The 23,990-nt window shown below is 73.8% G+C and carries 20 protein-coding genes and 1 riboswitch; of the genes, 12 read left to right on the plus strand and 8 right to left on the minus strand.

The genetic code is table 11. The annotated features are described in order from the left end of the window. The 9 genes from ACWGKI_RS03570 to ACWGKI_RS03610 all read left to right on the plus strand — a co-directional run. Window positions 1-1,062: polymorphic toxin-type HINT domain-containing protein (locus ACWGKI_RS03570; RefSeq protein ID WP_452184734.1), on the plus strand; the 1,062-nt coding region annotated here is incomplete at its 5' end. Between the two features lie 2 nt (window positions 1,063-1,064). Continuing rightward, window positions 1,065-1,319: a hypothetical protein gene (locus tag ACWGKI_RS03575; RefSeq protein WP_380242045.1), complete on the plus strand. Its 255-nt coding sequence runs from the start codon at window positions 1,065-1,067 to the stop codon at window positions 1,317-1,319. A 138-nt stretch (window positions 1,320-1,457) separates the two neighbouring features. Continuing rightward, on the plus strand, window positions 1,458-1,823 hold the full coding sequence (locus ACWGKI_RS03580; RefSeq protein ID WP_452184736.1) for a hypothetical protein: 366 nt from the start codon (window positions 1,458-1,460) through the stop codon (window positions 1,821-1,823). 140 nt (window positions 1,824-1,963) lie between these two features. Then, entirely contained in the window at window positions 1,964-2,551 is a 588-nt protein-coding gene (locus ACWGKI_RS03585; RefSeq protein WP_452184738.1) for a hypothetical protein, read from the plus strand. A 31-nt stretch (window positions 2,552-2,582) separates the two neighbouring features. Next, complete coding sequence (locus tag ACWGKI_RS03590) at window positions 2,583-2,915, plus strand: hypothetical protein (protein WP_452184740.1); 333 nt, start codon at window positions 2,583-2,585, stop codon at window positions 2,913-2,915. 255 nt (window positions 2,916-3,170) lie between these two features. Beyond that, a complete protein-coding gene (locus ACWGKI_RS03595; protein WP_452184742.1) occupies window positions 3,171-4,070 on the plus strand; it encodes an NADP-dependent oxidoreductase in 900 nt (299 codons plus the stop codon). Between the two features lie 80 nt (window positions 4,071-4,150). Then, window positions 4,151-4,257, plus strand: a riboswitch (SAM riboswitch). 5 nt (window positions 4,258-4,262) lie between these two features. Further along, window positions 4,263-5,285: a methylenetetrahydrofolate reductase gene (locus ACWGKI_RS03600; protein ID WP_380242057.1), complete on the plus strand. Its 1,023-nt coding sequence runs from the start codon at window positions 4,263-4,265 to the stop codon at window positions 5,283-5,285. Between the two features lie 25 nt (window positions 5,286-5,310). Next, window positions 5,311-7,737 carry a 5-methyltetrahydropteroyltriglutamate--homocysteine S-methyltransferase gene (gene metE, locus ACWGKI_RS03605; RefSeq protein ID WP_452184744.1) on the plus strand — a complete coding sequence of 809 codons (2,427 nt, stop codon included), beginning with the start codon at window positions 5,311-5,313 and terminating at the stop codon, window positions 7,735-7,737. Between the two features lie 417 nt (window positions 7,738-8,154). After that, the gene (locus tag ACWGKI_RS03610) at window positions 8,155-8,658 is read left to right on the plus strand and encodes an FBP domain-containing protein (protein WP_380242062.1); all 504 of its coding nucleotides are present in this window, start codon (window positions 8,155-8,157) and stop codon (window positions 8,656-8,658) included. 83 nt (window positions 8,659-8,741) lie between these two features. Here the strand turns inward: ACWGKI_RS03610 and ACWGKI_RS03615 are convergent, their stop codons facing one another. Then, a complete protein-coding gene (locus ACWGKI_RS03615) occupies window positions 8,742-9,809 on the minus strand; it encodes a magnesium and cobalt transport protein CorA (RefSeq protein ID WP_452184747.1) in 1,068 nt (355 codons plus the stop codon). Continuing rightward, window positions 9,806-10,480, minus strand: coding sequence for a TetR/AcrR family transcriptional regulator (locus ACWGKI_RS03620; RefSeq protein WP_452184749.1), 675 nt, complete (start codon window positions 10,478-10,480; stop codon window positions 9,806-9,808). The genes ACWGKI_RS03615 and ACWGKI_RS03620 overlap by 4 nt, the downstream gene beginning before the upstream one ends. A 122-nt stretch (window positions 10,481-10,602) precedes the next feature. Here ACWGKI_RS03620 and ACWGKI_RS03625 point away from each other — a divergent pair, with 122 nt between their 5' ends. Continuing rightward, window positions 10,603-12,348 (plus strand): CocE/NonD family hydrolase, encoded by a 1,746-nt coding sequence (locus tag ACWGKI_RS03625; protein ID WP_452184751.1) that lies wholly within the window; start codon window positions 10,603-10,605, stop codon window positions 12,346-12,348. Window positions 12,349-12,428: 80 nt separating this feature from the next. On the opposite strand, the gene ACWGKI_RS03630 is transcribed toward ACWGKI_RS03625, so the two are convergent. Both ACWGKI_RS03630 and ACWGKI_RS03635 read right to left on the minus strand, forming a co-directional pair. Next, complete coding sequence (locus ACWGKI_RS03630; RefSeq protein ID WP_452184753.1) at window positions 12,429-12,653, minus strand: hypothetical protein; 225 nt, start codon at window positions 12,651-12,653, stop codon at window positions 12,429-12,431. A gap of 76 nt (window positions 12,654-12,729) precedes the next feature. Further along, on the minus strand, window positions 12,730-16,827 hold the full coding sequence (locus ACWGKI_RS03635) for a phosphodiester glycosidase family protein (RefSeq protein ID WP_452184755.1): 4,098 nt from the start codon (window positions 16,825-16,827) through the stop codon (window positions 12,730-12,732). A gap of 263 nt (window positions 16,828-17,090) precedes the next feature. On the opposite strand from ACWGKI_RS03635, the gene ACWGKI_RS03640 reads away from it, so the two are divergent. Further along, the gene (locus ACWGKI_RS03640; RefSeq protein ID WP_452184757.1) at window positions 17,091-17,837 is read left to right on the plus strand and encodes a PAS and ANTAR domain-containing protein; all 747 of its coding nucleotides are present in this window, start codon (window positions 17,091-17,093) and stop codon (window positions 17,835-17,837) included. Between the two features lie 10 nt (window positions 17,838-17,847). On the opposite strand, the gene ACWGKI_RS03645 is transcribed toward ACWGKI_RS03640, so the two are convergent. Beyond that, the gene (locus tag ACWGKI_RS03645; protein ID WP_452184759.1) at window positions 17,848-18,789 is read right to left on the minus strand and encodes a helix-turn-helix transcriptional regulator; all 942 of its coding nucleotides are present in this window, start codon (window positions 18,787-18,789) and stop codon (window positions 17,848-17,850) included. Window positions 18,790-18,942: 153 nt separating this feature from the next. Here ACWGKI_RS03645 and ggt point away from each other — a divergent pair, with 153 nt between their 5' ends. Beyond that, window positions 18,943-20,799 carry a gamma-glutamyltransferase gene (ggt, locus tag ACWGKI_RS03650; protein ID WP_452184761.1) on the plus strand — a complete coding sequence of 619 codons (1,857 nt, stop codon included), beginning with the start codon at window positions 18,943-18,945 and terminating at the stop codon, window positions 20,797-20,799. A gap of 1 nt (window position 20,800) precedes the next feature. Here the strand turns inward: ggt and ACWGKI_RS03655 are convergent, their stop codons facing one another. The 3 genes from ACWGKI_RS03655 to ACWGKI_RS03665 are packed head-to-tail and all read right to left on the minus strand — an operon-like array spanning window position 20,801 to window position 23,987. Beyond that, window positions 20,801-22,045 (minus strand): ABC transporter permease, encoded by a 1,245-nt coding sequence (locus tag ACWGKI_RS03655; RefSeq protein ID WP_452184763.1) that lies wholly within the window; start codon window positions 22,043-22,045, stop codon window positions 20,801-20,803. Beyond that, a complete protein-coding gene (locus tag ACWGKI_RS03660) occupies window positions 22,042-22,731 on the minus strand; it encodes an ABC transporter ATP-binding protein (protein WP_452184765.1) in 690 nt (229 codons plus the stop codon). Before ACWGKI_RS03660 ends, ACWGKI_RS03655 begins: the two co-directional genes overlap by 4 nt. After that, the gene (locus ACWGKI_RS03665) at window positions 22,728-23,987 is read right to left on the minus strand and encodes a peptidoglycan-binding protein (protein WP_452184767.1); all 1,260 of its coding nucleotides are present in this window, start codon (window positions 23,985-23,987) and stop codon (window positions 22,728-22,730) included. The genes ACWGKI_RS03660 and ACWGKI_RS03665 overlap by 4 nt, the downstream gene beginning before the upstream one ends. Window positions 23,988-23,990 lie beyond the last annotated feature (3 nt).

Genomic DNA, 23,990 nt, shown 5'->3' on the forward strand with positions numbered 1-23,990 from the left:
GGGACCGCGCTGGCAGGGGTGCTGATCGTCGTCGCCGCGGTCGCGGCGATCGTGTCCGCGTTGGCGAACCTCACCCTCGCCGCGACCGGGGAACGCTCCTGGGCCGAGGCCGGGATCGCGATCGCCGGCGCCGCCCTGTCCGTGATCGGGCTGGGCGGGGCGGCCAAGGCCGCCACGGGCCTGTCGAAGGCCGCGTTCAAGCAGGGCATGAAGTCCGGGCTCAAGTCCGGTGCGAAGAAGGCATGGTGCAAGGTCGGGTTCGGCACCTGCTTCACCGCCGGGACCCTGGTACGCACCCCCGAGGGCGACCGTCCGATCCAGGACCTGCGGCCCGGGGACAAGGTCTGGGCCCACGACCTGGCCACCGGGACCGACGAGCTGCAGCTCGTCATGGACACCTTCGTCCGCACCACGACCACCCTGTTCCACCTGACCATCGCCGGGCAGGTCGTCACGACCACCGACGAGCACCCGTTCATGGTGCGCAACATGGGCTGGATCCTCGCCCGCGACCTGCAGCCCGGCGACATCCTCGTCACCCCCGACACCGGCGACGGCACCGGCACCGGCACCGGCACCGGCACCGGCACCGGCACGGTCACCCTCGAGAAGATCGACATCGAGCACCGCGACGAGCACGACCCCGACGGCCCGGTCACGGTCTACAACTTCCACGTCGCCACGCACCACAACTACTACGTCCTGGCCGGCGACCTGCCCGTCCTGGTCCACAATGCCGGCGGGCATGACGCACTCGCGGGGGAGGCGAGCCAGGCCTTTGCGAAGCAGCTCAAGAAGTACGGCAGAGACGGCTTCAAGCAGCTGGAGAACGGTCGCTTCCGGTTCTATGGGCGTGTCACGCCCGCCACCAACCCTGGCGAGATGATTGGCCGGCGCCTGGTGCGGGAGTGGGATCCTGGGACCGGCGCGAAGCGCCTGTGGCACGAGACCGTCGACGCAGCAGGACGCGTCAGGATCGTACGCCCGGACGTGAGCGTCACCGGGGGCACGAAGGTCCACTACCTCTTTGACGCCGCCGGAAACTTCACGGGAGTGTTCTGAGCATGGAAGCCACTGACCGATCCACGATCGATTCCAAGCTGAGCGCGCTGGCCAATGGCTCGCTCGACCCGGATGAGGCGGCCGACTGGGCCATGGCCACGCTGCGGGCGATGGACGATGACGATGATGTGGACGACGTCGTGATGGACGCCCTGGACAGGCTCTCCGGGGCGGACCTGTTGTCGGGTCCCGGGACGCGTCTGCATGGGACCGCGGACTTTCGGACCTGGCTCAGCGAGTTCCGCGCTGCGTCGTGACGTTCGCGAGCTCGACCGGGTCGTGATTGCTCAGCTTTGACGTGACGCGCGGACCAGATGCCGGAGCAACGGGCACGGAACACATCGAGACGATGGCGGCCCGCTCCGTTGCGGTGATCATGCTGCGGCACGGGGACCGTGAAGCTGGATCGGATCGACATCGAGCACCGCGACGAGCACGACCCCGACGGCCCGGTCACGGTCTACAACTTCCACGTCGCCACGCACCACAACTACTACGTCCTGGCCGGCGACCTGCCCGTCCTGGTCCACAATGCCGCGGGGCACGGCAAGGCGGCCAACTCGGTGGGTCTCGCGCGCGAGGAGCGCGTCGCCAAGATCGTCGGTGGCAAGGTCGCCAAGGGCCCCGATGGGCAGGACATCAAGATCAAGGTCGACGGTGTCGGGTCGACCGGGCTCGACGTCATCGGGCCCAACGGTGAGTACATCTTCGTCGGGGGCCTGCCAAGGCCAAGGACCCAGCCAAGTTCGGCCACGCACTGAATGTGAGCAAGGCGGCGGCGGATCGGGACGGCGTCCGCGCCATGTACTACCTCGAAGACGGCACTCCCACGAGCGCGATCGATCAGGCGGGTCGAAAGCTGGGCGTCGACAACGTGTTCACGTTCCCCAAGGAGTAGCAGATGTCAGACGGTTTCCTCACGCTCTACGTCTCCGCCGTCCGCGGCGCGTGGATCACTGACTGGGTCACGGGGTCGGGCGCTCGACTGACGGCGCCGGGCACCGACGGGTTGGTCGCCGTGCTCGACCTGGAAGGCGACCGTCACCTCGTCGACCGTGACCAGCTCTCCGGGCTTCTCGCCGACGACGCCGACCGGACCTTCCAGACATGGATGTCCGGGTCCGACGACATGATCGTCACGGTCCGACGACACCGGTACGGCGACGACGGCAGCCGGGGTTTCGTCGGCGTGACCTGCTACCTGGACGGACTGGATTCCGACGACGTCGACGCGGTCTCACGTGCGGCGCAGGAGGTGATCCAGACGTCCAGCGCCGACGCCCTGGGTCTCGTCGTCGACCGCCGGGGCACGACGGCCGACGTCGACTGGGACTCGTTCGTGGCGTCTCCCGGCGTCGTCCCGGCCGTACCGGACCTGCTGATCCTCGCCAGCCCGCAGGCCGCATCCGCAGCGACCCACGAAGGCTGGTGGAGGCCCGACACACCGGTCGTCGGGTTCAGTACCTGGGAGAACACGGCCGCCGGGTGACGGGCGTACGGAGCGTCCAGCGGACAGCCTCATGACCCTGCCGACCCCCGAGTACCTCGGCGACGCGCCCCTTTGGGAGAACTACGTCGTCGCCCAGCTGACGCAGGCTTCGCTCAGCCTCGTCCCGCGCGACGCGCTGGCGCTGGGCGTCGCCGTCGACGGCCTCGACGTCGCCGTCGTCTGCCAGGTGCGCGAGAGGACCGAGGACTCCGGTGTCGATGTCGACGAGATCGCCCAGGAGCTCCAATTCCTCCTCGGGGAGCGGGTGCGGGTCACCACGCGCTTCGAGACACAGTCCGCGCCAACCATGACGCCGCACGACACGACCGTCTGGGTGTTCGCCGCCCGCGCCCCAGAGGGCTGACTACGTCGTACCGCGGTCGTCGGGCGAATCGGACGTTGCCGAGCCGGCCGGCCATCGGCTGAACACAGCCCCGCGACGAATGTCGTCATCCAGTACCTGAAGGTCCTGTTCGCCACCGAGTGGCTCATGAGCGCCTCTGGCGACGTCCTGGACGCTGCCGAACTCGCCACCCCGTGATCCCGTCGTGCCGCGACACCGCCGCGCCTCCGCTGGTCCGCGCGGGCAGGGCGGCGGCGCCTGCGCCAGGATGACCGCGTGCGCGCGATCGTCTACGAGTCCCACGGCGACCCCGAGGTGCTGCACCTCGCCGACGTCCCCGACCCGCAAGCCGGGCCCGGCCAGGTGCGCGTGCGTGTCGAGGCGGCCGCCGTCAACGGCTGGGACGTGAAGTCCCGCGCCGGAGTGACCGGCGCCCCCGAGCCCGCGACCCCGGTCGTGCCCGGCCTGGAGGTGGCGGGCGTGGTGGACGCGCTCGGTGACGGCGTGACGGGCGTCGCGCCCGGCGACCGTGTGGTGGGGTTCGCCGTCGGCGGCGGGTACGCGGAACTCGCGCTCACGAAGGTCTTCGCCCGTGTCCCCGACGGCCTCGCCGTGACCGACGCCGTCACGCTCCCCGTCGCGGCGGAGACGGCGACGCGCGTGCTGCGCCTGCTGGACCTGCGCGCCGGCGAGACCCTGCTCGTGCACGGGGCGTCCGGCGCGGTGGGCGCGCTGGCCACCCAGCTCGCGGTGCGCCGCGGCGCCAGGGTGATCGGGACGGCGTCGGCGCGGAACCAGGACCGCGTCGCCGCCCTCGGGGCGACGGCGACCACCTACGGCGCCGGGCTGGTCGAACGCGTCCGCGCCCTCGCGCCCGACGGCGTGGACGCCGTCCTCGACACCACCGGCGCGGGCGTCCTGCCCGACTCGATCGCCCTGCGCGGCGGCACGGACCGGATCGTCACCATCGCCGACGACGCCGCGGCCGACCTGGGCGTGACGGCCAGCTACCGCTCCGAGCGGGACGCCGACGAGCTCGCGCAGGCGGTCGACGCCCTCGCCCGCGGCGACCTCACCACCACCGTCGGCGCGGTCCTCCCGCTGGCCGACGCGGCCCGTGCGCACGCGCTCGTCGAGTCCGGCCACCCGGGCGGGAAGGTCGTGCTGGTGCCCTGACCAGCGGCGTCGTCCCCCGGTTGTCTCATCAGGCGGGCGAAATCTCGACCGCATCGCGGATGGTGCGTACGATCGAGGTCCAGCCATCCAGAGCGGCCGAGAGTCCTGGCTCGACGACGCCGCAGCAACCCGTTCTCCGACGGAAGCCTCCCGAGGACGAAGGTGCTCACGCCAGGATCGATGGAGTGACGCATGGTCGCAGAGGCATCCCTTCCGCCCACCCCGGTGCTGCCCGCACGCCCGACGGTCTCGTTCGAGCTCATGCCGCCGCGCCGGCCGGACGCCGCCCCGAAGTTCTGGGAGACGGCGCGCCGGCTCGTGGCCGCGCGCCCGGACTTCGTGTCCGTGACGTACGGCGCGGGCGGCGGTGACCGGGCGACGGCGCGGCAGGTCGTCGCCCGGCTGCTGGAGGGCACGCCCGTCCTGCCCGTGGCGCACCTGACCTGCGTGGGCGCGTCCCGGGAGGACGTCTCCGCCGTCATCGACGACTTCCTCGCCGCCGGCACGCGCGCCTTCCTCGCGCTGCGCGGCGACCCGCCCAAGGACCAGCCCGACTGGGCACCGCCGTCCGACGGCGTGGAGTCGTCGATCGAGCTCGTGCACCTGCTGCGCGAAGTGGAGGCGCGCCGCTGCGCGCACGACCCGGGCACCGCCCTCCGCGGCGCCACCCGCCCCCTGACGATCGCCGTCGCGACGTTCGTCGACGGCAACAGGCAGGCCGGCACCACCCGGGCGCAGGAGGTCCAGCGGCTGCTGGAGAAGCAGCAGGCGGGGGCGGGCTTCGCCATCACGCAGCTGTTCTACGAGGCCGACTCGTACACCGACTTCGTCGCCGAGGCCCGCGCGGCCGGCGTGACGATCCCCATCCTCGCCGGGCAGCTGCCCACGACCGAGCCCCACCGGCTCCGTCGCGTCGAGGAGCTCACCGGCGTCCGCGCGCCCCGGCACCTGCTGGACGCGCTCGACGCCCTGCCGGACCCGGAGGCGCAGCACGCCTACGGGACGGCGCGCGCCGTGGAGCTCGCGCAGCGCGTGCTCGACGCGGGCGCCCCCGGCATCCACGTGTACACGTTCAACAAGTACCGACCCGCTCTGGACCTGCTCGAGGGTGTGCACCTCGGCGGACCGGCGTCGGCCGACGACCCGTCGGACGGCGCGGACCTGGCCAGAAGGCCGTGGGTACCGAGCATCCCGACCCAGGCTCCCGCCGTCTGACGGGCGCCCGACCTCTGGAGTGCTCATGTCCACCACACCGACAAGCCCCGCACCCGCAGCCTTCCCCGGCGGCACGATCCTCGGCTACCCGCGCATCGGGCGCCGCCGCGAGCTCAAGAAGGCCGTCGAGTCGTTCTGGGCCGGCCGCACCGACGCCGTCGACCTGGAGGTCACGGCCGGTGCGCTGCGCCGGGAGACCGCCCGCCGGCTGACGTCCCTCGGGCTGAACCCCGACGACGGCTCCGTCCCGGGCGCGTTCTCCTACTACGACCAGGTGCTCGACGTCGTCGCGCTGCTGGGCGCCGTCCCCGAGCGGTTCCGCGACCTGCTCGACGACGAGGACGGCTCGCTCGAGCTCGACGGCTACTTCACCGTGGCCCGCGGGCGCGGCGAGGACGCGCCGCTCGAGATGACGAAGTGGTTCGACACCAACTACCACTACCTCGTCCCCGAGATCAGCGAGACGACGCCGATCTCGTTCGCCGACCACCGCGTCGTGCGCGAGTACGCCGAGGCCAAGGAGGCCGGCGTCACGACCCGCCCCGTGCTCGTGGGCCCGGTGACCTTCCTCGCGCTGTCGAAGGCGGCCGACGAGGCGGGCGACGGCTTCCACCCGCTCGACCGGCTCGACGACGTCGTCGCCGCGTACGCGGAGCTGCTGCGCGCGCTCGCCGCCGTCGGGGCGCCGTGGGTGCAGCTCGACGAGCCGGCGCTGGTCACCGACTCCCTCGACGTCCCGGCCGAGCGCCTGCACGCCGCGGTCGCCTCCGCGTACCGGGCGCTGGCGACGGACCTCACGAAGGGCAACGACGACACTGCCTCTGAGGACACCGTGGGCTTGCGGCCCGCGATCCTCGTGACCGCGCCGTTCGGCGGCCTCGGCGACGACGGTCTCGCGCTCCTCGCCGCCACCGACGTCGACGCGATCGCGATCGACCTGGTCAAGGGCACCGTGCCCGCCGGCACCCTCGACGGCACGGTGCCGGGGCTCGGGGACAAGACGCTGGTCGCGGGCGTCGTCGACGGGCACAACGTCTGGCGTGCCGACCTGGCCGCCCGGCTCGACGTCGTCGACGCGCTGCGCGACCTCGGCGCCGGGGCGCTCGCCGTCGGCACGTCCACGTCGCTGCTGCACGTCCCGCACGACGTCGAGGACGAGGTGTTCGACGACGGCGCGCGCACGGGCACCACGCTCGACCCGCGGCTGCGCGACTGGCTGGCGTTCGCCGACCAGAAGGTGGGCGAGGTCGCGACCCTGGCTCGCGCCGTCGACCTCGGGCGGGACGCCGTGGCGGACGAGCTCGCGGCGTCGTCCGAGGCCGTGGCCTCGCGCGCGACCGCGGCGGGCGTCGTCGTGCCGGCGGTGCGCGACCGGGCCGCGGCGCTGACCGACGCCGACTTCGCCCGCGGCCCGTACGCCGAGCGCGCGGCCGCCCAGGCCGCGCGGCTGAACCTCCCGCCGCTGCCGACGACGACGATCGGCTCGTTCCCGCAGACCCCGGAGATCCGCAAGGCCCGCGCCGCGTGGACCCAGGGCGAGCTCTCCGACGCCGACTACTCCGCCGCGATGCGCGAGGAGATCGGGCGCGTCGTGCGGCTCCAGGAGGACCTGGGCCTCGACGTCCTGGTGCACGGCGAGCCCGAGCGCAACGACATGGTGCAGTACTTCGCCGAGCAGCTCGACGGCTTCGCGGTGACGGCGAACGGGTGGGTGCAGTCGTACGGCTCGCGCTGCGTGCGGCCGCCGATCCTGTGGGGCGACGTGCAGCGCCCGGCGCCGATCACGGTCGAGTGGTCCGCGTACACGGCGTCGCTCACGCAGAAGCCGGTCAAGGGCATGCTCACCGGCCCGGTCACGATCCTCGCGTGGTCGTTCGTGCGCGACGACCTGCCCCTCGGCGACACCGCGAACCAGGTGGGCCTCGCCCTGCGCGACGAGATCGCGGACCTGGAGGCCGCCGGGATCGGCATCGTCCAGGTCGACGAGCCCGCGCTGCGCGAGCTCCTCCCCCTGCGGCGCGCGGACCAGGAGGAGTACCTGCGCTGGTCGGTCGGGTCCTTCCGGCTCGCGACGTCCGGGGTGGACGTCGCGACGCAGGTCCACACCCACCTGTGCTACTCGGAGTTCGGCGAGGTCATCGGCGCGATCGACGGGCTCGACGCCGACGTGACGTCGGTGGAGGCCGCGCGCTCGCGCATGGAGATCGTGCCGGAGCTGGCCGACGCCGGCTACTCCCGCGGCATCGGGCCGGGGGTCTACGACATCCACTCCCCGCGCGTCCCGTCGTCCGAGGAGGTCACGGAGCTGCTCCGGCTCGCGGTGAAGGCGATCGACCCGGCGCTGGTGTGGGTCAACCCGGACTGCGGGCTCAAGACCCGCCGGTACCCGGAGGTCGAGCCCGCGCTCGCCCACCTCGTCGCCGCCGCCCGCGAGGTCCGCGCCACCCTCTGACGCGCTCGCTCCCGTCCTCCCGCCCCGCCACGCCGGCCGCCCCGCCACGCCGGCTGCCGAACAGGTGGTTACTCACCTTCTGAGCGTTCAGAAGGTGTGTAACCACCTGTTCGGCGACGGGGGCGGGGCGGAGTGACGGAATTCTCGTCGACCCGGGCGACGGCCGCGTGGCACCATGGAAGGGCCGGTCGCGCCGTCGAGCGCGAGCGGACCACATCTTTTACGAGCGAGGAGCGAGCGATGCCGGGCGTCGCAGGGAGCGGGGTGGGCCACCAGGCCTGCTCGGGCAGTCCCGCCTGCCCCGGCACCGCCCCCCGCTGATCGTTCAGGCTCGTTCTTCAGGCTGATCGGTTCGAGCAGGCCGGGCGGTGCGGGGCTTCGCCCTGCCCACCCCCGCTCACCGAAAGCCGAATCCTCATGAACCCCCTGACCGAGCAGCAGCTCCGCGACAGCCTCGTCAACGCCACGCGCAGCGAACGGCAGCGCCTCCTCGCCCCTGACCTGGCGGAGGTCGCCTGGGACCGCCTCGACTACCTCGGCTGGCGCGACCGCAAGCAGCCCCTGGCGGCGTACGTCGTCACCTGGGTCGACGACGCCCCCGTCGGCGTCCTCCTGCGCGCCAGCGAGCGCACCGGCCCGCGCCGCGCCGCCATGTGCGCGTGGTGCGAGGACGTCGTCGAGACCCGCGACGTCCAGCTCTACGTCGCCAAGCGCGGCGGGGCCGCCGGCCGCAAGGGCGACACCATCGGCACGCTCGTCTGCAGCGACTTCCGCTGCTCCCGCAACGCGCGGCGCCGGCCCACCCTCGCGGAGGCGGGGTCCGACGACGACGGCGTGCGCGCCGCCATCGTCGAGCGACGCGTCGACGCCGTGCGCGCCCACGTGCGCCGGTTCGTCGACGAGGTGCGCCGCACCGCCTGACGCCTACGCCCGGGCCCGGGGTACCGGGCCCGGGCTGCGACCGGCGGCAGCCGTCGCGCGGCCGTCCCCGACGAGCGCGGGTCTCACAGCCAGCGGCGCCACTTGAAGACGCGCCAGAGCCCGAACCCGAAGGCGACCATGAGCGCGACGGCGAACGGGTAGCCCCAGGTCCAGTGCAGCTCGGGCATGTGGTCGAAGTTCATGCCGTACACGCCCGCGACGAGGGTCGGGGTGAACAGGATCGCCGCCCAGGACGAGATCTTCTTGACCTGCTCACCCTGCTCGATGGTCTCCTGGGCGAGCTGCCGGCTGGCCTCGCCCTGGGCGAGGCTGGCGCTGGACATGCGCCGCATGGCCTCGTTCTGCTCCGTCGTCACGAGGGTGGAGTGCACCGTCAGGGCGTTCTCGAGGACCGACCTGATCCCGTCGACCCGTTCGGCGACCCGGATGGTGTGGTCCAGCACGTTGCGCAACCGGTTCTGCACCTCGTCGTCCGTGCCGTACCGCCCGGCGCCGCGCAGCAGCCCGCGCACCATGTCGGGCAGCGGCGCCACCGCGCGCTGGAGCGCGATCACCTGCGACAACAGCTTGTAGATCCGCTTCGACAACGCCGGGTCGGTGTTGCCCGCCCCGAACAGGCTGTCCTCGACCTCGTCGACGTCGTTCACCAGGCCGGCGACGACGGGCGCGTAGCCGTCGACGATGACGTCGAGGAACGCCGTGAGCATCGCCTCCGGGCCGGTGCCGAGGAACTGGGGGTCGGCCTCCAGCGCGTCGCGGGCCGCGGACAGGTCCTGCCGGTCGCCGTGGCGCACGGTGATGACGAACTCGCGCCCGACGAACAGGTGCACCTCGCCGATGTCGACGCGTTCGGCCCGGTCGTCGTACCAGGCCGGGCGGATCACCACGAAGACGGTGTCGCCGTACCGTTCGAGCTTGGCCCGCTGGTGCCCCTTGTGCGCGTCCTCCACGGCCAGCTCGTGCAGCCCGAACCGGCCCGCGGCGGTCTCAAGCTCGGCCTCGCCCGGGTCGGTGAGACCGATCCAGGCGACGCCGCCGGAGCGTGCCAGCTCGTCGGCGGCGCTCGGCAGGTCGGGCGGGGACGCGGCGAGGTGGCCGTCGACGTAGATCCGGCTGTCGGTCGCCGTCATCGGTCCGCTCCTCGCTCGTTCCCGGGCTCCTGCCCGCCTGCCGGCACGAGCACACCGTGCACGGCGGGCCCGACGAGCGCGATCAGCGTCTCACGGTCCGCGGCCGCGAGCGTGGGGACGCCGACCACGCCGCGCCCCACGACGAGGCCCACGAGCATCGACGACACGAGCCCCGCGCGCAGCGTCACGTCGTCGACGTCCCGCGACGCGACGGCGTCGACGAGCAGGCGCTCCTGGAGGAAGTCCCGCAGCTGGGCGTTCGCCAGGTCGTTGACGATCGCACCGCGGAACATGGCCATGAGCGGCTCAGCGCTCCGGGCGTCCTCCTCCCAGATCTCGAGGAAGGCCCGCACCACGCGTTCGCCCAGGCCGTCGTCGGCACCCTCGAACGCGGCGCTGAAGCGGGTGAGCGCCTCCGGCGGCACGGCCATCACCGCGGCGAACAGCTCGTCCTTGGACCGGAAGAACTGCATGACCAGCGACGCGTCGACCCCGGCGTCGGCCGCCACCCGGCGGATCGTCGTGCCGGTGTACCCGTCGGCGGCGAAGCGGGCGCGGGCCGCGTCGAGGATCGCCTGCCGGGTCGTGCTCGCCCCCGGCCGGCGGCCGCGGCGGGCGGCGGGCGCAGGGCTCGTCCTGGTGCTCGGCGTGGTGCTCGGCGTGGTGACCATGCCCCGAAACTACCTCGTCGGTCACACTTTCTCAACGCGTGTTGAGTTTCTCGCGGGACAGGCCTAACGTCGAAGGCGTTGGCAGAGCCCGACCACGGGCGAACTGAGGTGAGGAGCTCACGATGAGCGTTGACCAGAAGGTGTACGTGCCGTCCCAGCCGCTGGAGCCCGGCCCCCGGTACGGGATCCTGTCCGGCTTCGAGCCCGGCACCCGGACCCTGGAGGCCGGCTTTCAGGTCGCGCCGCCGTTCAAGCCGCTGCCGGTCGACGTCGTGCTCGACAAGGACGTCCCGGTCACCCTGCGCGACGGCGTGACCGTCCACGTGGACGTCTTCCGTCCCGCCGGGACCGAGCAGGTGCCGGTCATCATGGCGTTCAGCCCGTACGGCAAGGGCCAGGGCACGTCCGCGAGCGTCATGGGCATCTTCGGGATGGTCGGCCTGGACAACTCGGTCGTGTCCGGGCTGGAGAAGTTCGAGGGCCCGGACCCGGCGTACTGGTGCGCGCGTGGCTACGCGGTCTGCAACCCCGACATCCGGGGAGTCGCGGAGTCCGAGGGCGACAGCGTGATCTGGGACCGACAGGAGGGCCGCGACGCCTACGACCTGATCGAGTGGCTCGCCGCCCAGGACTGGTGCACCGGCAAGGTCGCGATGAGCGGCACCTCCTACCTCGCCGTCTCGCAGTGGTTCGCCGCCGCCGAGCAGCCCCCGCACCTGGCCGCGATCAACCCCTGGGAGGGCGTCAGCGACGTCTACCGCGACCTCGTCCTGCGCGGCGGCATGCCCGACACCGGCTTCGCCGAGCAGCTCCAGGACAACAGCTACTGGGGCAAGGGCCGCCGCGAGGACCTCCTGACCGAGGCCGCCCAGCACCCCCTGATGGACGAGCTGTGGCAGGACAAGATCCCCGACTTCGACAAGATCACCGTGCCCGCCTACGTCGTGGCCAGCTACTCCAACACCCTGCACACCGCCGGCACGTTCCGCGCCTGGCGCCGCATGGCCTCGACCGACAAGTGGCTGCGCATCCACCACAGCCAGGAATGGCCCGACTACTACGACGAGGCCAACGTCGAGGACCTGCGCCGGTTCTTCGACCACGTCCTCAAGGGGGTCGACAACGGCTGGGAGACCACCCCCCGCGTGCGCTACTCCGTGCTCGACCTCACCGGCGGCGACCGGGCGGGCGTCCCCGCCGACCAGTTCCCGCCCGCGGACGTCAGCCCCACCACGTACTACCTCGACGCCCGCACCCGCTCCCTGTCCACGACGGCGCCCGACGCCGAGGCGAGCGCCGGCTACGCCGTCGCGGGCAACCCTGACGTCCTGTCCTTCGTGACCCGGTTCGAGGACGAGACGGTGCTCGTCGGGTACCCGAAGGCCCACCTGTGGGTCGAGGCCGAGGGTTCCGACGACATGGACCTCTTCGTCCTCGTGCAGAAGCTCGACGCCCAGGGCACACCCCTGCAGGAGTTCACCGTGCCGAACCAGGGCGCGATGATCCAGGACGTCACCGAGCGCGGCGCCTCGATCCTGCGCTACCAGGGCTCCGACGGGCGCCTGCGCGTCTCCCTGCGCCAGCTCGACGAGGACCGGACCACCGACGACGTCCCCGTCCACACCTTCGACCGCGTCGCGAAGCTCTCCCCCGGCGAGATCGTCGACGTCGAGATCGACCTGCTCCCCGTCGGCCTCGTCTTCCGCCCCGGCGAGCAGCTGCGCCTCGTCATCAGCGGGCGCAGCCTGCTCGGCACGATGATGCCCGGCAACCGGGAGTACACGTCAGCCGTCAACAAGGGCCGGCACGTCATCCACACCGGGGGCGAGCACGCGTCGTCCCTGCGCCTCCCCGTCCAGGCCGGCTGAGTGCACGACAGCCCGTCCCCCCTTCGGGCGGGACGGGCTGTCGTCGTTCGTGCCAGGGACCGCGTCCCGGGTGGTGCGGGTCAGCCCCGCTCGTGCGCGCCGATCATCGGCAGGCCGAAGGACAGCGCGACGGCGAGGATGCCGGCCACGAAGAGGTAGGGGTCCAGGGTCGGGTTGCCGCCCGACGCGCCGGTGCCGAGGAGCACCAGGCCCCCGGCGAAGAGCACGAACGCCACGAGGACGCGGCCGAAGAGGGCGCCGGAGGGCTCGGACTTGACGCGGGGGTTGACCTGGAAGTCGCTCATGGTCCGAGGATATGCCGCCCGCCGGGGCCGGGGCGAACGCCCGCGGCGGACGGCGACCGGTGGGTCACCCCGAGGGTCAGCGCCGCACGCGCACCGACAGCTCCTTGCTGCGCGTCTCGCCCGCGGCGTTGGTGAGCACCGCGACGTACCGGTGGGTTCCGGGCGCCCGGTCGGTGAGGACGGTGGTCGCGGACTGTGCGGCTCCCCCGGTCCCGGGCACCAGGTCCTGCCGGTCCACCTCGACGCCGTCCTCGTACAGCGCGTAGCCGGTGGCCTGCGTGCCCCACCACTTGTGCATGGTGACGGCGTAGTCGCCGTCCCCGTCGGTGTTGTCGTGCGACAGGGTGGGCGTGCCCGGGTTGGCGTCGGTGACCCGCACGGCGTGGCTGCCCGCGCACGGGGTGGTGCCCGCGGCGTTGACCAGCTCGCACGTGTACTCGTAGGTGCCGTTCCGCTTGCCCGTCACGGGGACGGCGACCCGCTGGGCGGCGGTGCCGCCGTGCGTGAGCTTCTCCGTGTGGATCAGCGTGCCGTCCTCGTACAGCCGCAGGCTGGTGGCGTTCTCGCCCCACCACAGGTCGACGAGGACGCGGTAGTCGCCGTCCTGCAGGCCGGTGTCCCAGCCGTTGTCGTCGCTGATCCGTGCCTGTCCGGGCGCCCCGGCGGGCACGAGCACCTCGAGCGTGCCGACCGTGCCGTTCACCTCGACCTCGACGGTCGCGCGGCCGGGGGCGACGGCGGTCGCCACGTGCGTGCGCGGGTCGAGGGCGAGCACGGTGCCTCGCGGCGCGTCGGCGACGCTCCCGACGAACACGTGCTGGCCGGCCCAGCGGGACGAGACCGGCCAGGCGACCGGCACCTCCCGGGTGCCGTCCTGCGTGAGCAGGGCGCTGACCTGGCCGGACGTGCCGACCGCGAGCTCCTCGGGGCCGCTCACCGCGACGCTCGCGGCGCGGGCGTTGACCTCCCAGGAGAACCAGCCGCCGTCCCCGGTGCCCTCGGCCGCCGGGTCGACGCCGATCATCGACCAGCCGGTGAACCCGCCGTCGGCAGGGGTGCTCGCCGGGCTCTTGCCCGAGTTGCCGTTGACCACGTACGGGATCCCGTCCTCGGTGCCCGCGTGGAAGACGCCCACGTGCGAGCCGACGGACGCGATCTGCTTGCCCGACGACTCGCGGAAGTCCTCGAACCAGGCGCGCAGCGTCCGCGCCTCGACGCGGTCGACGAGCTGGCTGGCCTTCGTGGGCAGCGGGTCGTCGAGCGGGTGGTGGAAGAGGGTCACGACACCGGTCACGGCGTCGTCGGACGCCGCGTCGTCGAGCGCGTCCCGCAGCGTGCGCAGCTGCGCGAAGTCGCTGCCGAGGCGGCCGCTGGACGAGTCCAGCATGACCAGGCGGGTGGTGCCGCCCGCCGGGTCGCGCGGGTCGGGGACGTCGACGACGTGGGTGCGCTCGCCGAACTCGTCCTCGAAGTTCTGGATGGACCCGCCCATCACCTCGTGGTTGCCCGGCAGGTAGTACCAGGGGAAGTCGGCGTCGGCGAGGCCCTCGTCGAGGATCTGGCGGGCCAGGTCGAAGTCGGCGGGCGACGCCTCGTCCACCAGGTCGCCGTTGATGACCAGGAGGTCCGGGTGCTCGGCGACGATCTCCGCCAGCGCCTGCTTCGCGCCCTGCACCGCGCCGGACCCGGGGTCCCGGGCGACGAACTGCGCGTCGGACAGGACCGCCACGCGCAGGGGCGCGTCGTCCGTCGCGTCCTCCGCGACGACCACCGGGTCCTCGACCCGCTCGGCCTGCGGCGCGTCGACGTCCGGCGGCACCTGCGCCCGCACGTCCGAGATCGTGACCGCACCCTGGTACTGCGCCGCGGCCCGCGTCTCGAGGAAGCGCACCCGCTGCACCGTGAGCGGGTAGGCCACACCCTCGGGCACGGTGAGCTCGACCTGGCGCCAGCCCTTCCAGGACACCGTCGGGCCGTCGAGGTTCGTGACGACGCCGTCGCCCTGGCGCACCTGCAGGCGCAGCCAGGCTCCCTGCTCGTCGCCGTCCACCCACATCGTGATCTTGCGGGGCTGTCCCGCGACGACGATCCCCCCGTCCGGTGCGACGGCGTACTGGCCACGCGTCGCGGTGGACTGCGTGAAGTCGTAGGTGAGGCGCAGCCCCGCGGCGCCGTCGTGCCCGTCGGCCGGCGTCACGGACCCGCCGGGGGCCCGGTCGTTCGCCGACGTCCACCGGGCGGCGTCCGCGAGGTCGGCCACCACGACGTCCTCCAGCGACACCGCCACGGCGACGCGGACCTCCTCGTCCCCGACGGCGAGCGTGAAGCTCGCGGCTCCGGAAGGGCGCAGGGCGCGGACGGTGAACGACCCGTCGGCCGCAGGCTCCAGCGCCGCGACGCCGTCACCGCCGGTGACCTCGACGTCCCGCGCCTCGACCGGGGCGGAGTAGCCGTCGGCGTCGTGCCCGACGACGGTGAGGGACGCGGTCGCGTCCGCGTCGGGCAGCGTGACCACGGGGTCGGGGACGGTGAGCCGCACGGGCTCGCCGAGGACGGTGAGGTCGGCGGAGCCCGTCGCGACGCCGTCGGCCGCGGGGGCCGCGGCACGGACGGTCGCCCGTCCGGGCGCGACGCCGGTGACGACGCCTGCGCCGTCGGCGGCGCGCGCGACGGTCGCCACTGCGGCGTCGTTGCTGGTCCAGCCGTCGGGCAGGGTGTCGACGGCGGCACGCGTCTCGTCGTAGCCCGCGGCGGTCAGCGTGCGGTGCAGGCCGGGGAAGACGCGCAGCGCGTCGGTGGCGGGGGCGTCGCCCGTGGGGACGGCGGCGCGGACGTCGAACGCGTGCACCTCGCCCGAGCCCTGCGGGGTGAACAGGCCGAGGCCGTTGGCGTCCAGGCGCTCGGCGCCGTCGGACGGGCTGTTCAGCACGCTCGTGCCCGTGTCACCGGGCAGCCGCGCGACCATCGTCGTCGAGCCGCCGCCGTCGAGGTTGATCGCGTCGTCAGCGCCGAGCTGGGCGAGGAACCGTCCGAGCTCCGGCAGGGAGGCGCCGATGCTCTGCGCCTGCCGGCCGTCGACGACGACGAGGTAGGCGGTCGCGCCGTCCGCGCTGAGGCCCACCGCGGTGCGCGGGTGGCGCAGCGTCGCGAAGTCGCTGGTGGACGACGTGACCTCGCCGTCCTCGAGCAGCCAGTCGTCCGGGTCGCCCCCGATGGCGGTGCGGATCTCGCCGAGGTCGTCGCGCAGGCCGTACGCGAGCGTCACCGTGGCGCCGGGCGCGAGCGCCGCGAGCGCGTCGGCCGCGGCACCCGGACGGGCGACGACGGCCCGCACCCCCGCGGGCAGCCGGCCCGCGCCGGGCGTGCCGACGGAGAGGACGGTGCCCGTGGTGCCGTCGGGGCTGTCGGGAGACGTCCGGACCTGCACCTCGACCCCCTGCTCCCCTGCGCCGAGCGGGCGGGTGCGCGCGACGTCGCCCCAGGCGGTGTCGTAGACGGCGACGCCGCCGGCCGGGACCCCGGTGACGTTGAGGCCCGCGACGGGCAGCTCGCGCGCCCCGTCGCCCGACCCGAACGAGACGGTGCCCTCGAGGAACAGCTCCGCGAGCCGCGCGACGCCGGACGCGTCGACGGTGAGAACCTTCTCGCGGCCGGGGGTCGCGGACTTGAGCAGCGTGCCGTCGTCGACCGCCGTGCCGAGCGCGGCCCCCGAGTTGTTGATGTCGAAGAAGTCGCCGTTGACCGCCGCGACGGCGCCACGGTCGGCGGCCATGTCGCTCACGGTCGCGTTGCCGGCGACGGCGTCCGGGCCGAGGTAGCCGAACCGGGGCCCGCCCTTCTGCCCGAGGTGGGCGACGAGCACCTCGCCGCTCAGCCAGCCCGCGGCGGAGACCCGGCCGAACTGGGTGAGCTCGAGGCCGGGCGCGACCAGCCGTTCCGTCCGCTCGGTGACGATGGCCGCGCCGCCGTCGTCGAGCGGCAGGTCGGCGACGTCGTCGCTCGGCGCGAGGGCCGTGGCGGGCGCGAGGTCGGCGGTGGCGACCGGCAGGTCCTGGTCAGGGTCGGGGGCCGCGGCGGCGGTGCCCGCCGGGACGGCCAGCGCGAGGCCGACGAGGATGCCGATCCCCGCGGGAACGGTCGTGGTGCGTCGGGCTGGGGGCAGAGCTCGGCTCATCGGAACCTCCGCTGGTCGGGCCGGGACGTGCGCCGTCGCAGCGTCCCGCGTCCAGGTTGCCATCAACTTTCACGATGTCAACGGCTACGGAAACTTCTCGTCATACTGCTTGCTCCCCTCGATGTCGCTGACCCGCACGACAAGGTCCCGGATCCGCACCACGTCACCCTCGGCGCACCGGCCTGTGGTGTGGTGGTCCGCCGGCATCGAGCAGCGGTCCGGCCGACGGACCTCTCATCGAGAGGACCCCTGCAGGAGGTGCCATGGACACGGACCGCGCGGCGACAGAAGGCACACCGGGGACCACCCCGAAGAGCGCACCGGGAAGCATGATGCGGCCACCTCTCCAGGAGCCGCTCGACTCCCCGCTCGTCGACCACGCCCTGGAGATCGAGGACCGCCAGCCCGCCGGGTCGTTCCGGTGCGTGCTGCCCGACGAGACCTGGTGGTGGTCCGACGAGACGTACCGGATCCACGGCTTCGAACCGGGCGACGTCGTCCCCACGACCGCCCTCGTGCTGGCCCACAAGCACCCCGAGGACCGCGAGCGCGTCCGCCGCATCCTCGCCGGCGCACGCCGCACGCGCACGCCCTTCGCCAGCCTGCACCGCATCATGGACGCCCGCGGGCGAGAGCGGACGGTCGTCCTCATGGGGCAGGTCGAGCACCTGCCTGACGACCCCTCCCGCGAGGCGCTCTGCGGCTTCGTCACGGACGTGACCGACCAGGTCGGCGACCGTGCCCGCCGGGACGCCTCGCAGCAGGTCGCGGCCGCGACGCGGAGCCGGGAGACGATCGACCAGGCCAAGGGCGCGCTCGCGCTGCTCTACGGCCTCACGTCCGACGAGGCGTTCGCCGTGCTGCGCACCGCGTCGAACGTCCGCAACGTCAAGCTCCGCGACCTCGCCGCGCTGGTGGTCGAGGTCGCCCGCCGGGACGGGGCCGAGGCCCACCGGCAGCTCGGTCCGGTGCTCGGCATCCCTCGGGCGACGTCCCACGGGACGCGCTGACCGGGATCCGCTAACGCCGCAGGGTGCGGGACGGCAGCTCGCCGAACGCGTCCCGGTACACCGCGGCGAAGTTGCCCAGGTGGAGGTAGCCCCACCGGTGCGCCACCGCTGCCACGGTGACCACCTCCGGGTCGGCGTCGAGGAGGTCCCGGCGGGCACCGTCCAGGCGCGCCCGCCTCAGCACCTGCCCCGGCGTGACGCCGAGGGACCGGCGGAACGCCGCCTGCAGCCCGCGGCTCGACACGTGGGCCGCGGCGGCGACGTCGTCCACGGTCACCGGTTCGTGCGCGTGCTCGTCGATGAACGCCACGGCCCGCCGCACCGCCGCGGGCAGCACCCGGTCGGTCCCGCGCTGCACGTCGTCCAGCGCGACGTTGGGGAACGTGTGCAGCAGCGTGAGCACCAGGTGGTGCACCAGCGAACGCTGCAGCGTCGGCGTCGCCATCGCGTCCGCGTGCCTGGTCAGCGACTGCGCGGCGAAGTCCGCCGCGGCCTTCCAGGTGCGCGCCTCCGCCGGTCCCTGCGGCCGGCCGGCGTGGAACAGGTGGGCCGGCTGGTTCCGCCCCGTCAGGCGGGTCGCCACCGACCGCACGTACTCGCGGTCCAGCGCGAAGCCCTTCGAGCGGGCCGTCTGCCAGGTCGCGCTCGCGGGACCCGGCGCGTCCATCAACGCCGGCCCCTCGGTGTGCGCGGCCCCGGCGTGCTCCAGCCGGATCCGGCCGTGCAGCTGGAGCACGATGACCGGCCCCGGCTCGTCCATCGTCGTGGCGCCCGCGATGGGCAGGGTGTGGTCGGTCCAGGTGGCGTGGGCGACCGCCGCGGAGCGGATCGAGAACTCGAACGACTCCTGCGGTGCCCGCAGCTGCACGCCCGGGAAGATGGCGTTCAGCGCCGCCTCGGCCTCCTGGGCGTCCGAGGTGCGCAGCGCGAACCCCTCGACCGGTGTCGTCATCCGACAACGGTGGCGGCTCGCACGGCCGGCGCGCAACACCGCAGGTAGACCCCCCGCGGGGTCGCTCCTGGGGACCGCCCGGCGTCTTCGGCGGGCGCCCGGCGCCGAACTCCGTCACTGTGGGAGGAACGCACCACCGCCCAGGAGGCAGCCGTGGACCACCGCCGTTCCGCCCGCCCTTCGACCCGCACCCGGGCCGCCGCCGTCCTGACGGCCGCGGCGCTGGCCGCGAGCACCGCCGTCGTCGGCACGCTCGGCGCCACGTCCGCGGGCGCGCACCCGCGCGACGACGTCAAGGTGCCCACCGCCGTCGGCTACGGCGGCGCGATCAGCACCGTCGACCCGGAGGCGAGCCGCATCGGCCTGGAGGTGCTGCGCAAGGGCGGCAACGCGGTCGACGCCGCGGTGGCGGCCGCGGCGGCGCTCGGCGTCACCGAGCCGTACAGCGCGGGGGTCGGCGGCGGCGGGTACTTCGTCCACTACGACGCGAGCACCGGCGAGGTGCAGACGATCGACGGACGTGAGACCGCCCCGGCGGACATGCCGACGGACGCGTTCATCGACCCGGCCACCGGCAAGCCGTACCCGTTCACGCCACAGCTCGTGACCAGCGGCGTGTCCGTGGGGACGCCCGGCACCCCCGCCACCTGGGCCACCGCGCTCGACGAGTGGGGCACGTACTCGCTGAAGCAGGCGCTCAAGCCGGCGACACAGCTCGCCCGGCGCGGATTCGTCGTCGACCAGACGTTCCACGACCAGACGGCGTCGAACGCCACCCGCTTCGCCGCGTTCCCCGACACCGCCGCCCTCTACCTGCCCGGCGGGGAGCCGCCCACCGTGGGCAGCGTGTTCCGCAACCGCGACCTCGCGGCCACCTACGACCTGCTGGCGAAGCACGGCACCGACGCGTTCTACGAGGGCCCGCTGGCGGCCGAGATGGCGGACGTCGTGCAGCACCCGCGCACCGACCCGGCGACCACCCTGCCGGTGCCGCCCGGCTACCTCGACGTCGACGACCTCGCCGGGTACGAGGCGATCGTGCAGGACCCGGCCGTCTCCGACTACCGGGACTACGACGTCTACGGCATGGCGCCGTCCTCCAGCGGCGGGTCCACCGTCGAGGAGGCGCTGAACATCCTCGAGACGTTCGACCTCGCGAGCATGGACGACGCCGCCTACCTGCACCACTACCTGGAGGCGAGCGCCCTCGCGTTCGCCGACCGCGGCGCCTACGTGGGCGACCCCGCGTTCGTCGACGTCCCGCTCGACACCCTGCTCTCCGACGACTTCGCGGCCGAGCGCGCCTGCCTCCTCGACCCCGAGAAGGCCGCCGTGAAGCCGGTGGCTCCCGGCGACGTCAACGCCGACCAGCCGACCTGCGGGGAGACTGTGGCCCCCGCGGACTCCGACACGGAGAACGTGTCCACCACCAACCTCACCGTCGTGGACCGCTGGGGCGACGTCGTCGAGTACACGCTGACGATCGAGCAGACCGGCGGCTCCGGCATGCTCGTGCCGGGCCGCGGCTTCCTCCTCAACAACGAGCTCACCGACTTCTCCACCGTGTGGGCGCCGGACGACCCCAACCGCATCGAGCCGGGCAAGCGCCCCCGGTCGTCGATGGCACCCACCATCGTGCTCCGTGACGGCGAGCCGGTGCTCGCCCTCGGTTCCCCCGGCGGCTCCACCATCATCACGACCGTGCTGCAGACGCTCACCAACCATCTCGACCGTGGGATGCCGATCGGGGAGGCGCTCGCCGCCCCGCGCGCGGCCCAGCGCAACACCGCGTCGGTGACCGCCGAACCGGAGTTCATCGCCGCGTACGGCCCCGCGCTGGAGGAGTACGGCCACACCCTGGTGCCCTCGGGCGACCTGTTCACGGCCGCCGCCGAGATCGGTGCCGCCACCGCCGTCCAGATCGGCGACGACGGCCTGCTCACCGCCGTGTCCGAGCCTCGTCGCCGCGGCGGCGGCGCCGCGATGGTGGTGCACCCGGCGACGCCGTGACTCATTCCGCGCGGACGGCCTCGGCCGGCGAGACGGCGGCGGCCCGGACGGCGGGATAGGCCGAGGCGGTGAGCCCGACGACGAGGCCCACGGCGGGGCCGAGGACGGCGTCGTGCCAGGTCATGATCGCCGTCCACCGGTTGAGCCAGGCGACGACGACGATCGCGCTGGTGCCGAGCGCCGAACCGGCGAGGCCGCCGAGGACGCCTGACAGGGCTCCGTCCACGAGGAAGAGCCCGGAGATCGTGGCACGGGAGGCGCCCAGGGCGCGCCGGAGCCCGATCTCGGGGGTGCGGGTCACGACGGCGGTGACCATGGAGTTCGCGATCAGCAGGGTGGTCAGGACGAGGAGGACGGCGCCGATCGCCGCCGCGAAGCGGTCGAGCTGGGTGGCGACGCCCTGGCGCAGGGACTCGAGACTCACGGCGGTCGAGACGCTCAGGAGCTGCGGGCGGTCGGGGTGCACGGCTTCGCGCACCACCCTCGCGACGGCGGGCCCGGCGCCGGGGCGGGTGCGGACGAGCATCTGGGCGTCGGTCGCGGACCCGTCGAGCTGGTGCAGGGCGAGCTGGTACGGCACCAGGACCGCCCCGGCGGTCGCAGGGCCGTGGACGACGTCGACGACCTCCAGCGGCACGTCGTCGACCACGACGCGGTAGCCGGTGTAGTCGGACAGCCCCGGCGGGACGCCGAGCGCGGACGCCGCCGAGGTATCGAGGAACGCGACCCGCAGCCCCGCACCGGGCTGCTGCGAGGAGTCCGCGGTGTCGAGCATCCAGGCCCGGCTCGACGCGACGTCCTGGGTGGCCAGGTACCCGCTGGTCGCGCCGACGACGCGGAGCTCGGCGGGCGCGCCGTCCGACGCGCCCGCCCCCGGGTCGCTGTCGCCGGTCGGGCGCGTGACGCGCTCGGTGGAGACAGGGAGACGGAGCCCGGCGGAGTCGACCAGGTCGATCGCCTCGACCTGCCCGGCCGCTCCGGCGGGGAAGTAGGTCGTCGTCGGGTCCGGGCCGTCGCCAGAGGGCGCGCCTTCGTCGGACGGCGTGGTGTTCGGCGTGAGGGTGAGGGTGTCGGTCGCGGCCGCCGCGAGGTCGGCGTCGATCTGCTGGGCGGCCGTGGTGGAGATGCCGAGGGCCGTGACGAGCGATCCCGTGGCGAAGGCGATGGCGGTGAGCATGAGCAGGACGCGGGTGCGCCGGGCGGTGTGGTCGACGACGACGTCGGCGACCAGGTCGGTGATCCTCATGGGCGCCCTTCGACCCGGTGGAGGCGCCCGTCGGCGAGCTCGACGACGCGGTCCGCCCAGCGCGCGGTGCGCGGGTCGTGGGTGATGACGACGACGGTGACGTCCGCGGCTGCCTGCCGGTCGAGGAGGTGGAGCACGTTGGCGGCGTTGCCGTCGTCGAGGTTGCCGGTGGGTTCGTCGGCCAGGACGACGCGCGGCCCGGTCACGACGGCGCGTGCCAGGGCCAGCCGTTGTTTCTCCCCGCCGGACAGCGTGGCGCCGAGGGCGTGCGCGCGGGCGGACAGCCCGACGGTGTGCAGGACCCGGTCGACGAGGTCGCGGCGCCGTCCGGCGGGAACCCGCGCGGTGGTGAGCTTGAGGAGCACGTTCTCGGCCACGGTGCGGTGCCCGAGGACGTGGCTGGCCTGGAACACGAAGCCGAGCGCGTCGGCGCGCAGGGTGTCGCGCCGACGGCCCGAGAGAGCGGCGACCGGTACGCCGAGCAGGTCGTAGTCGCCGGCCGTGGCGGTGTCGAGCAGGCCGAGGATGTTGAGCAGCGTGGACTTCCCGGCCCCTGAGCGTCCCAGCACCGCCAGCCGTTCGCCGGGATGGACGTCGAGGTCGGCCCCGTCCAGCGCGACCACCGGCGGAGCCGACGGGTACACCTTCCGCAGCCCGCGCACCCGGAGGGAGGGGCCGGTGCTCACCCGTCGCTCCCGCGGGTCGGCGCCTCGGCGTCGCCCCCGACGACCAGCGTCTGCCCGACCGTCACCTCACCCGCGTCGACCTGGAGGTACCCGTCCTGCTGGAGGCCGAGGGTCACGTCCACGCGTCGCGGGACGTCGCCGGACGCGGCGGGCGTGAGGACGTAGGTGCCGCCGTCGTCCTGGCGCACCGCGGCGAGCGGCACGGCCGGCGCGGTGACCGCCGCCTCCGCCGCCGCGGGGCCGACGGTCGCCGATGTGCCGTCCCGGACGCCGTCCAGCGCGGCGGCAGGCAGCGGGACACGGATGTCGTAGCCGGGCAGGGCGCCGTCGCCGTCCCCGGGCCGGAAGCGCGACCGCGAGGTGATCGACGCCTCGAACCGGCGGGTCTCCGTCCCCGGCAGGTCGACCAGGACCTTCGTGCCCCGGCGGTAGTGGGCCTTGTCCGCGGCGGGGACCCGCGCCGTCACGTGCGCGCTGCCCGTGCGCAACGTCAGCAGCGGGCTCCCCGGCTCCAGCACGCGGCCTGCCTTGCTGGCGGTGCGGACCGTCGCCCCCTTCGCGGGCACGTCCACCACCTCCGCCCACGGCAGCGGCGTCCCCGTCCGGACGGACGCCGACGCCTCGGCCTGAGGCGACCGAGCCTGCGCGGTGTCTGCATCGTCCTCGGTCTCGTCGGTCTCGTCGGTCTCGTCGGTCTCGTCGGTATCGGCGGCGGCCTCCGGCGGCGACACCTCGTCCGCGGTCTCCACCCCGGCGTACCGCACTGCGGCCGGCGGGTCGTACCCGGAGCGGGTGTAGAGCGCCGTCACCGCGCCTGAGGTCGCCGGACCGTACTCCCCGTCGACCGCGCCGTGGAGCAGCCCGAGGTCGACGAGGGCCTGCTGCAACGACCGGACGTCGGGACCCGTCGTCCCCGGGGTCAGGTCCCGGTACAGCGGCAGCTGCAGGTCCAGGGCGATGAGCGGACGTCCGGAGACGCCCGCGAGAACTCGTCCGCTGGACACCCGCGACCCCTTCGCCGGGGTCGCGGACGTCACCACGGTCCGCGGTGTCGCGACCTCCGGCACCGCCACCGTCATCGTCGCGCCGAGCGACACCGCCCCGGCGACCGGGGCGGTCCGGGCGCTGAACTCCCGGGACACCACCTGAGCCGTCGTCGACGCCGAACCCTCGGCGTTCTCCACGGCGTCCTGCCACGGCGAACGCACGAACGAGCCCGCCACGAACGCGCCGCCCACGACCACGACCGCGGACACGAC

It is taken from the genome of Isoptericola sp. NPDC055881 (assembly GCF_053615895.1).

Bases quoted from the DNA above. Each gene is read 5' to 3' on its own strand.
- ACWGKI_RS03645 (WP_452184759.1), bottom strand. From the start codon at position 18,789: ATGACGACACCGGTCGAGGGGTTCGCGCTGCGCACCTCGGACGCCCAG.
- ACWGKI_RS03590 (WP_452184740.1), top strand. From the start codon at position 2,583: ATGACCCTGCCGACCCCCGAGTACCTCGGCGACGCGCCCCTTTGGGAG.
- ACWGKI_RS03600 (WP_380242057.1), top strand. From the start codon at position 4,263: ATGGTCGCAGAGGCATCCCTTCCGCCCACCCCGGTGCTGCCCGCACGC.
- ACWGKI_RS03625 (WP_452184751.1), top strand. From the start codon at position 10,603: ATGAGCGTTGACCAGAAGGTGTACGTGCCGTCCCAGCCGCTGGAGCCC.
- ACWGKI_RS03635 (WP_452184755.1), bottom strand. From the start codon at position 16,827: ATGAGCCGAGCTCTGCCCCCAGCCCGACGCACCACGACCGTTCCCGCG.
- metE (WP_452184744.1), top strand. From the start codon at position 5,311: ATGTCCACCACACCGACAAGCCCCGCACCCGCAGCCTTCCCCGGCGGC.
- ACWGKI_RS03610 (WP_380242062.1), top strand. From the start codon at position 8,155: ATGAACCCCCTGACCGAGCAGCAGCTCCGCGACAGCCTCGTCAACGCC.
- ACWGKI_RS03585 (WP_452184738.1), top strand. From the start codon at position 1,964: ATGTCAGACGGTTTCCTCACGCTCTACGTCTCCGCCGTCCGCGGCGCG.
- ACWGKI_RS03575 (WP_380242045.1), top strand. From the start codon at position 1,065: ATGGAAGCCACTGACCGATCCACGATCGATTCCAAGCTGAGCGCGCTG.
- ACWGKI_RS03620 (WP_452184749.1), bottom strand. From the start codon at position 10,480: ATGGTCACCACGCCGAGCACCACGCCGAGCACCAGGACGAGCCCTGCG.
- ACWGKI_RS03640 (WP_452184757.1), top strand. From the start codon at position 17,091: ATGGACACGGACCGCGCGGCGACAGAAGGCACACCGGGGACCACCCCG.
- ACWGKI_RS03615 (WP_452184747.1), bottom strand. From the start codon at position 9,809: ATGACGGCGACCGACAGCCGGATCTACGTCGACGGCCACCTCGCCGCG.
- ACWGKI_RS03655 (WP_452184763.1), bottom strand. From the start codon at position 22,045: ATGAGGATCACCGACCTGGTCGCCGACGTCGTCGTCGACCACACCGCC.
- ACWGKI_RS03630 (WP_452184753.1), bottom strand. From the start codon at position 12,653: ATGAGCGACTTCCAGGTCAACCCCCGCGTCAAGTCCGAGCCCTCCGGC.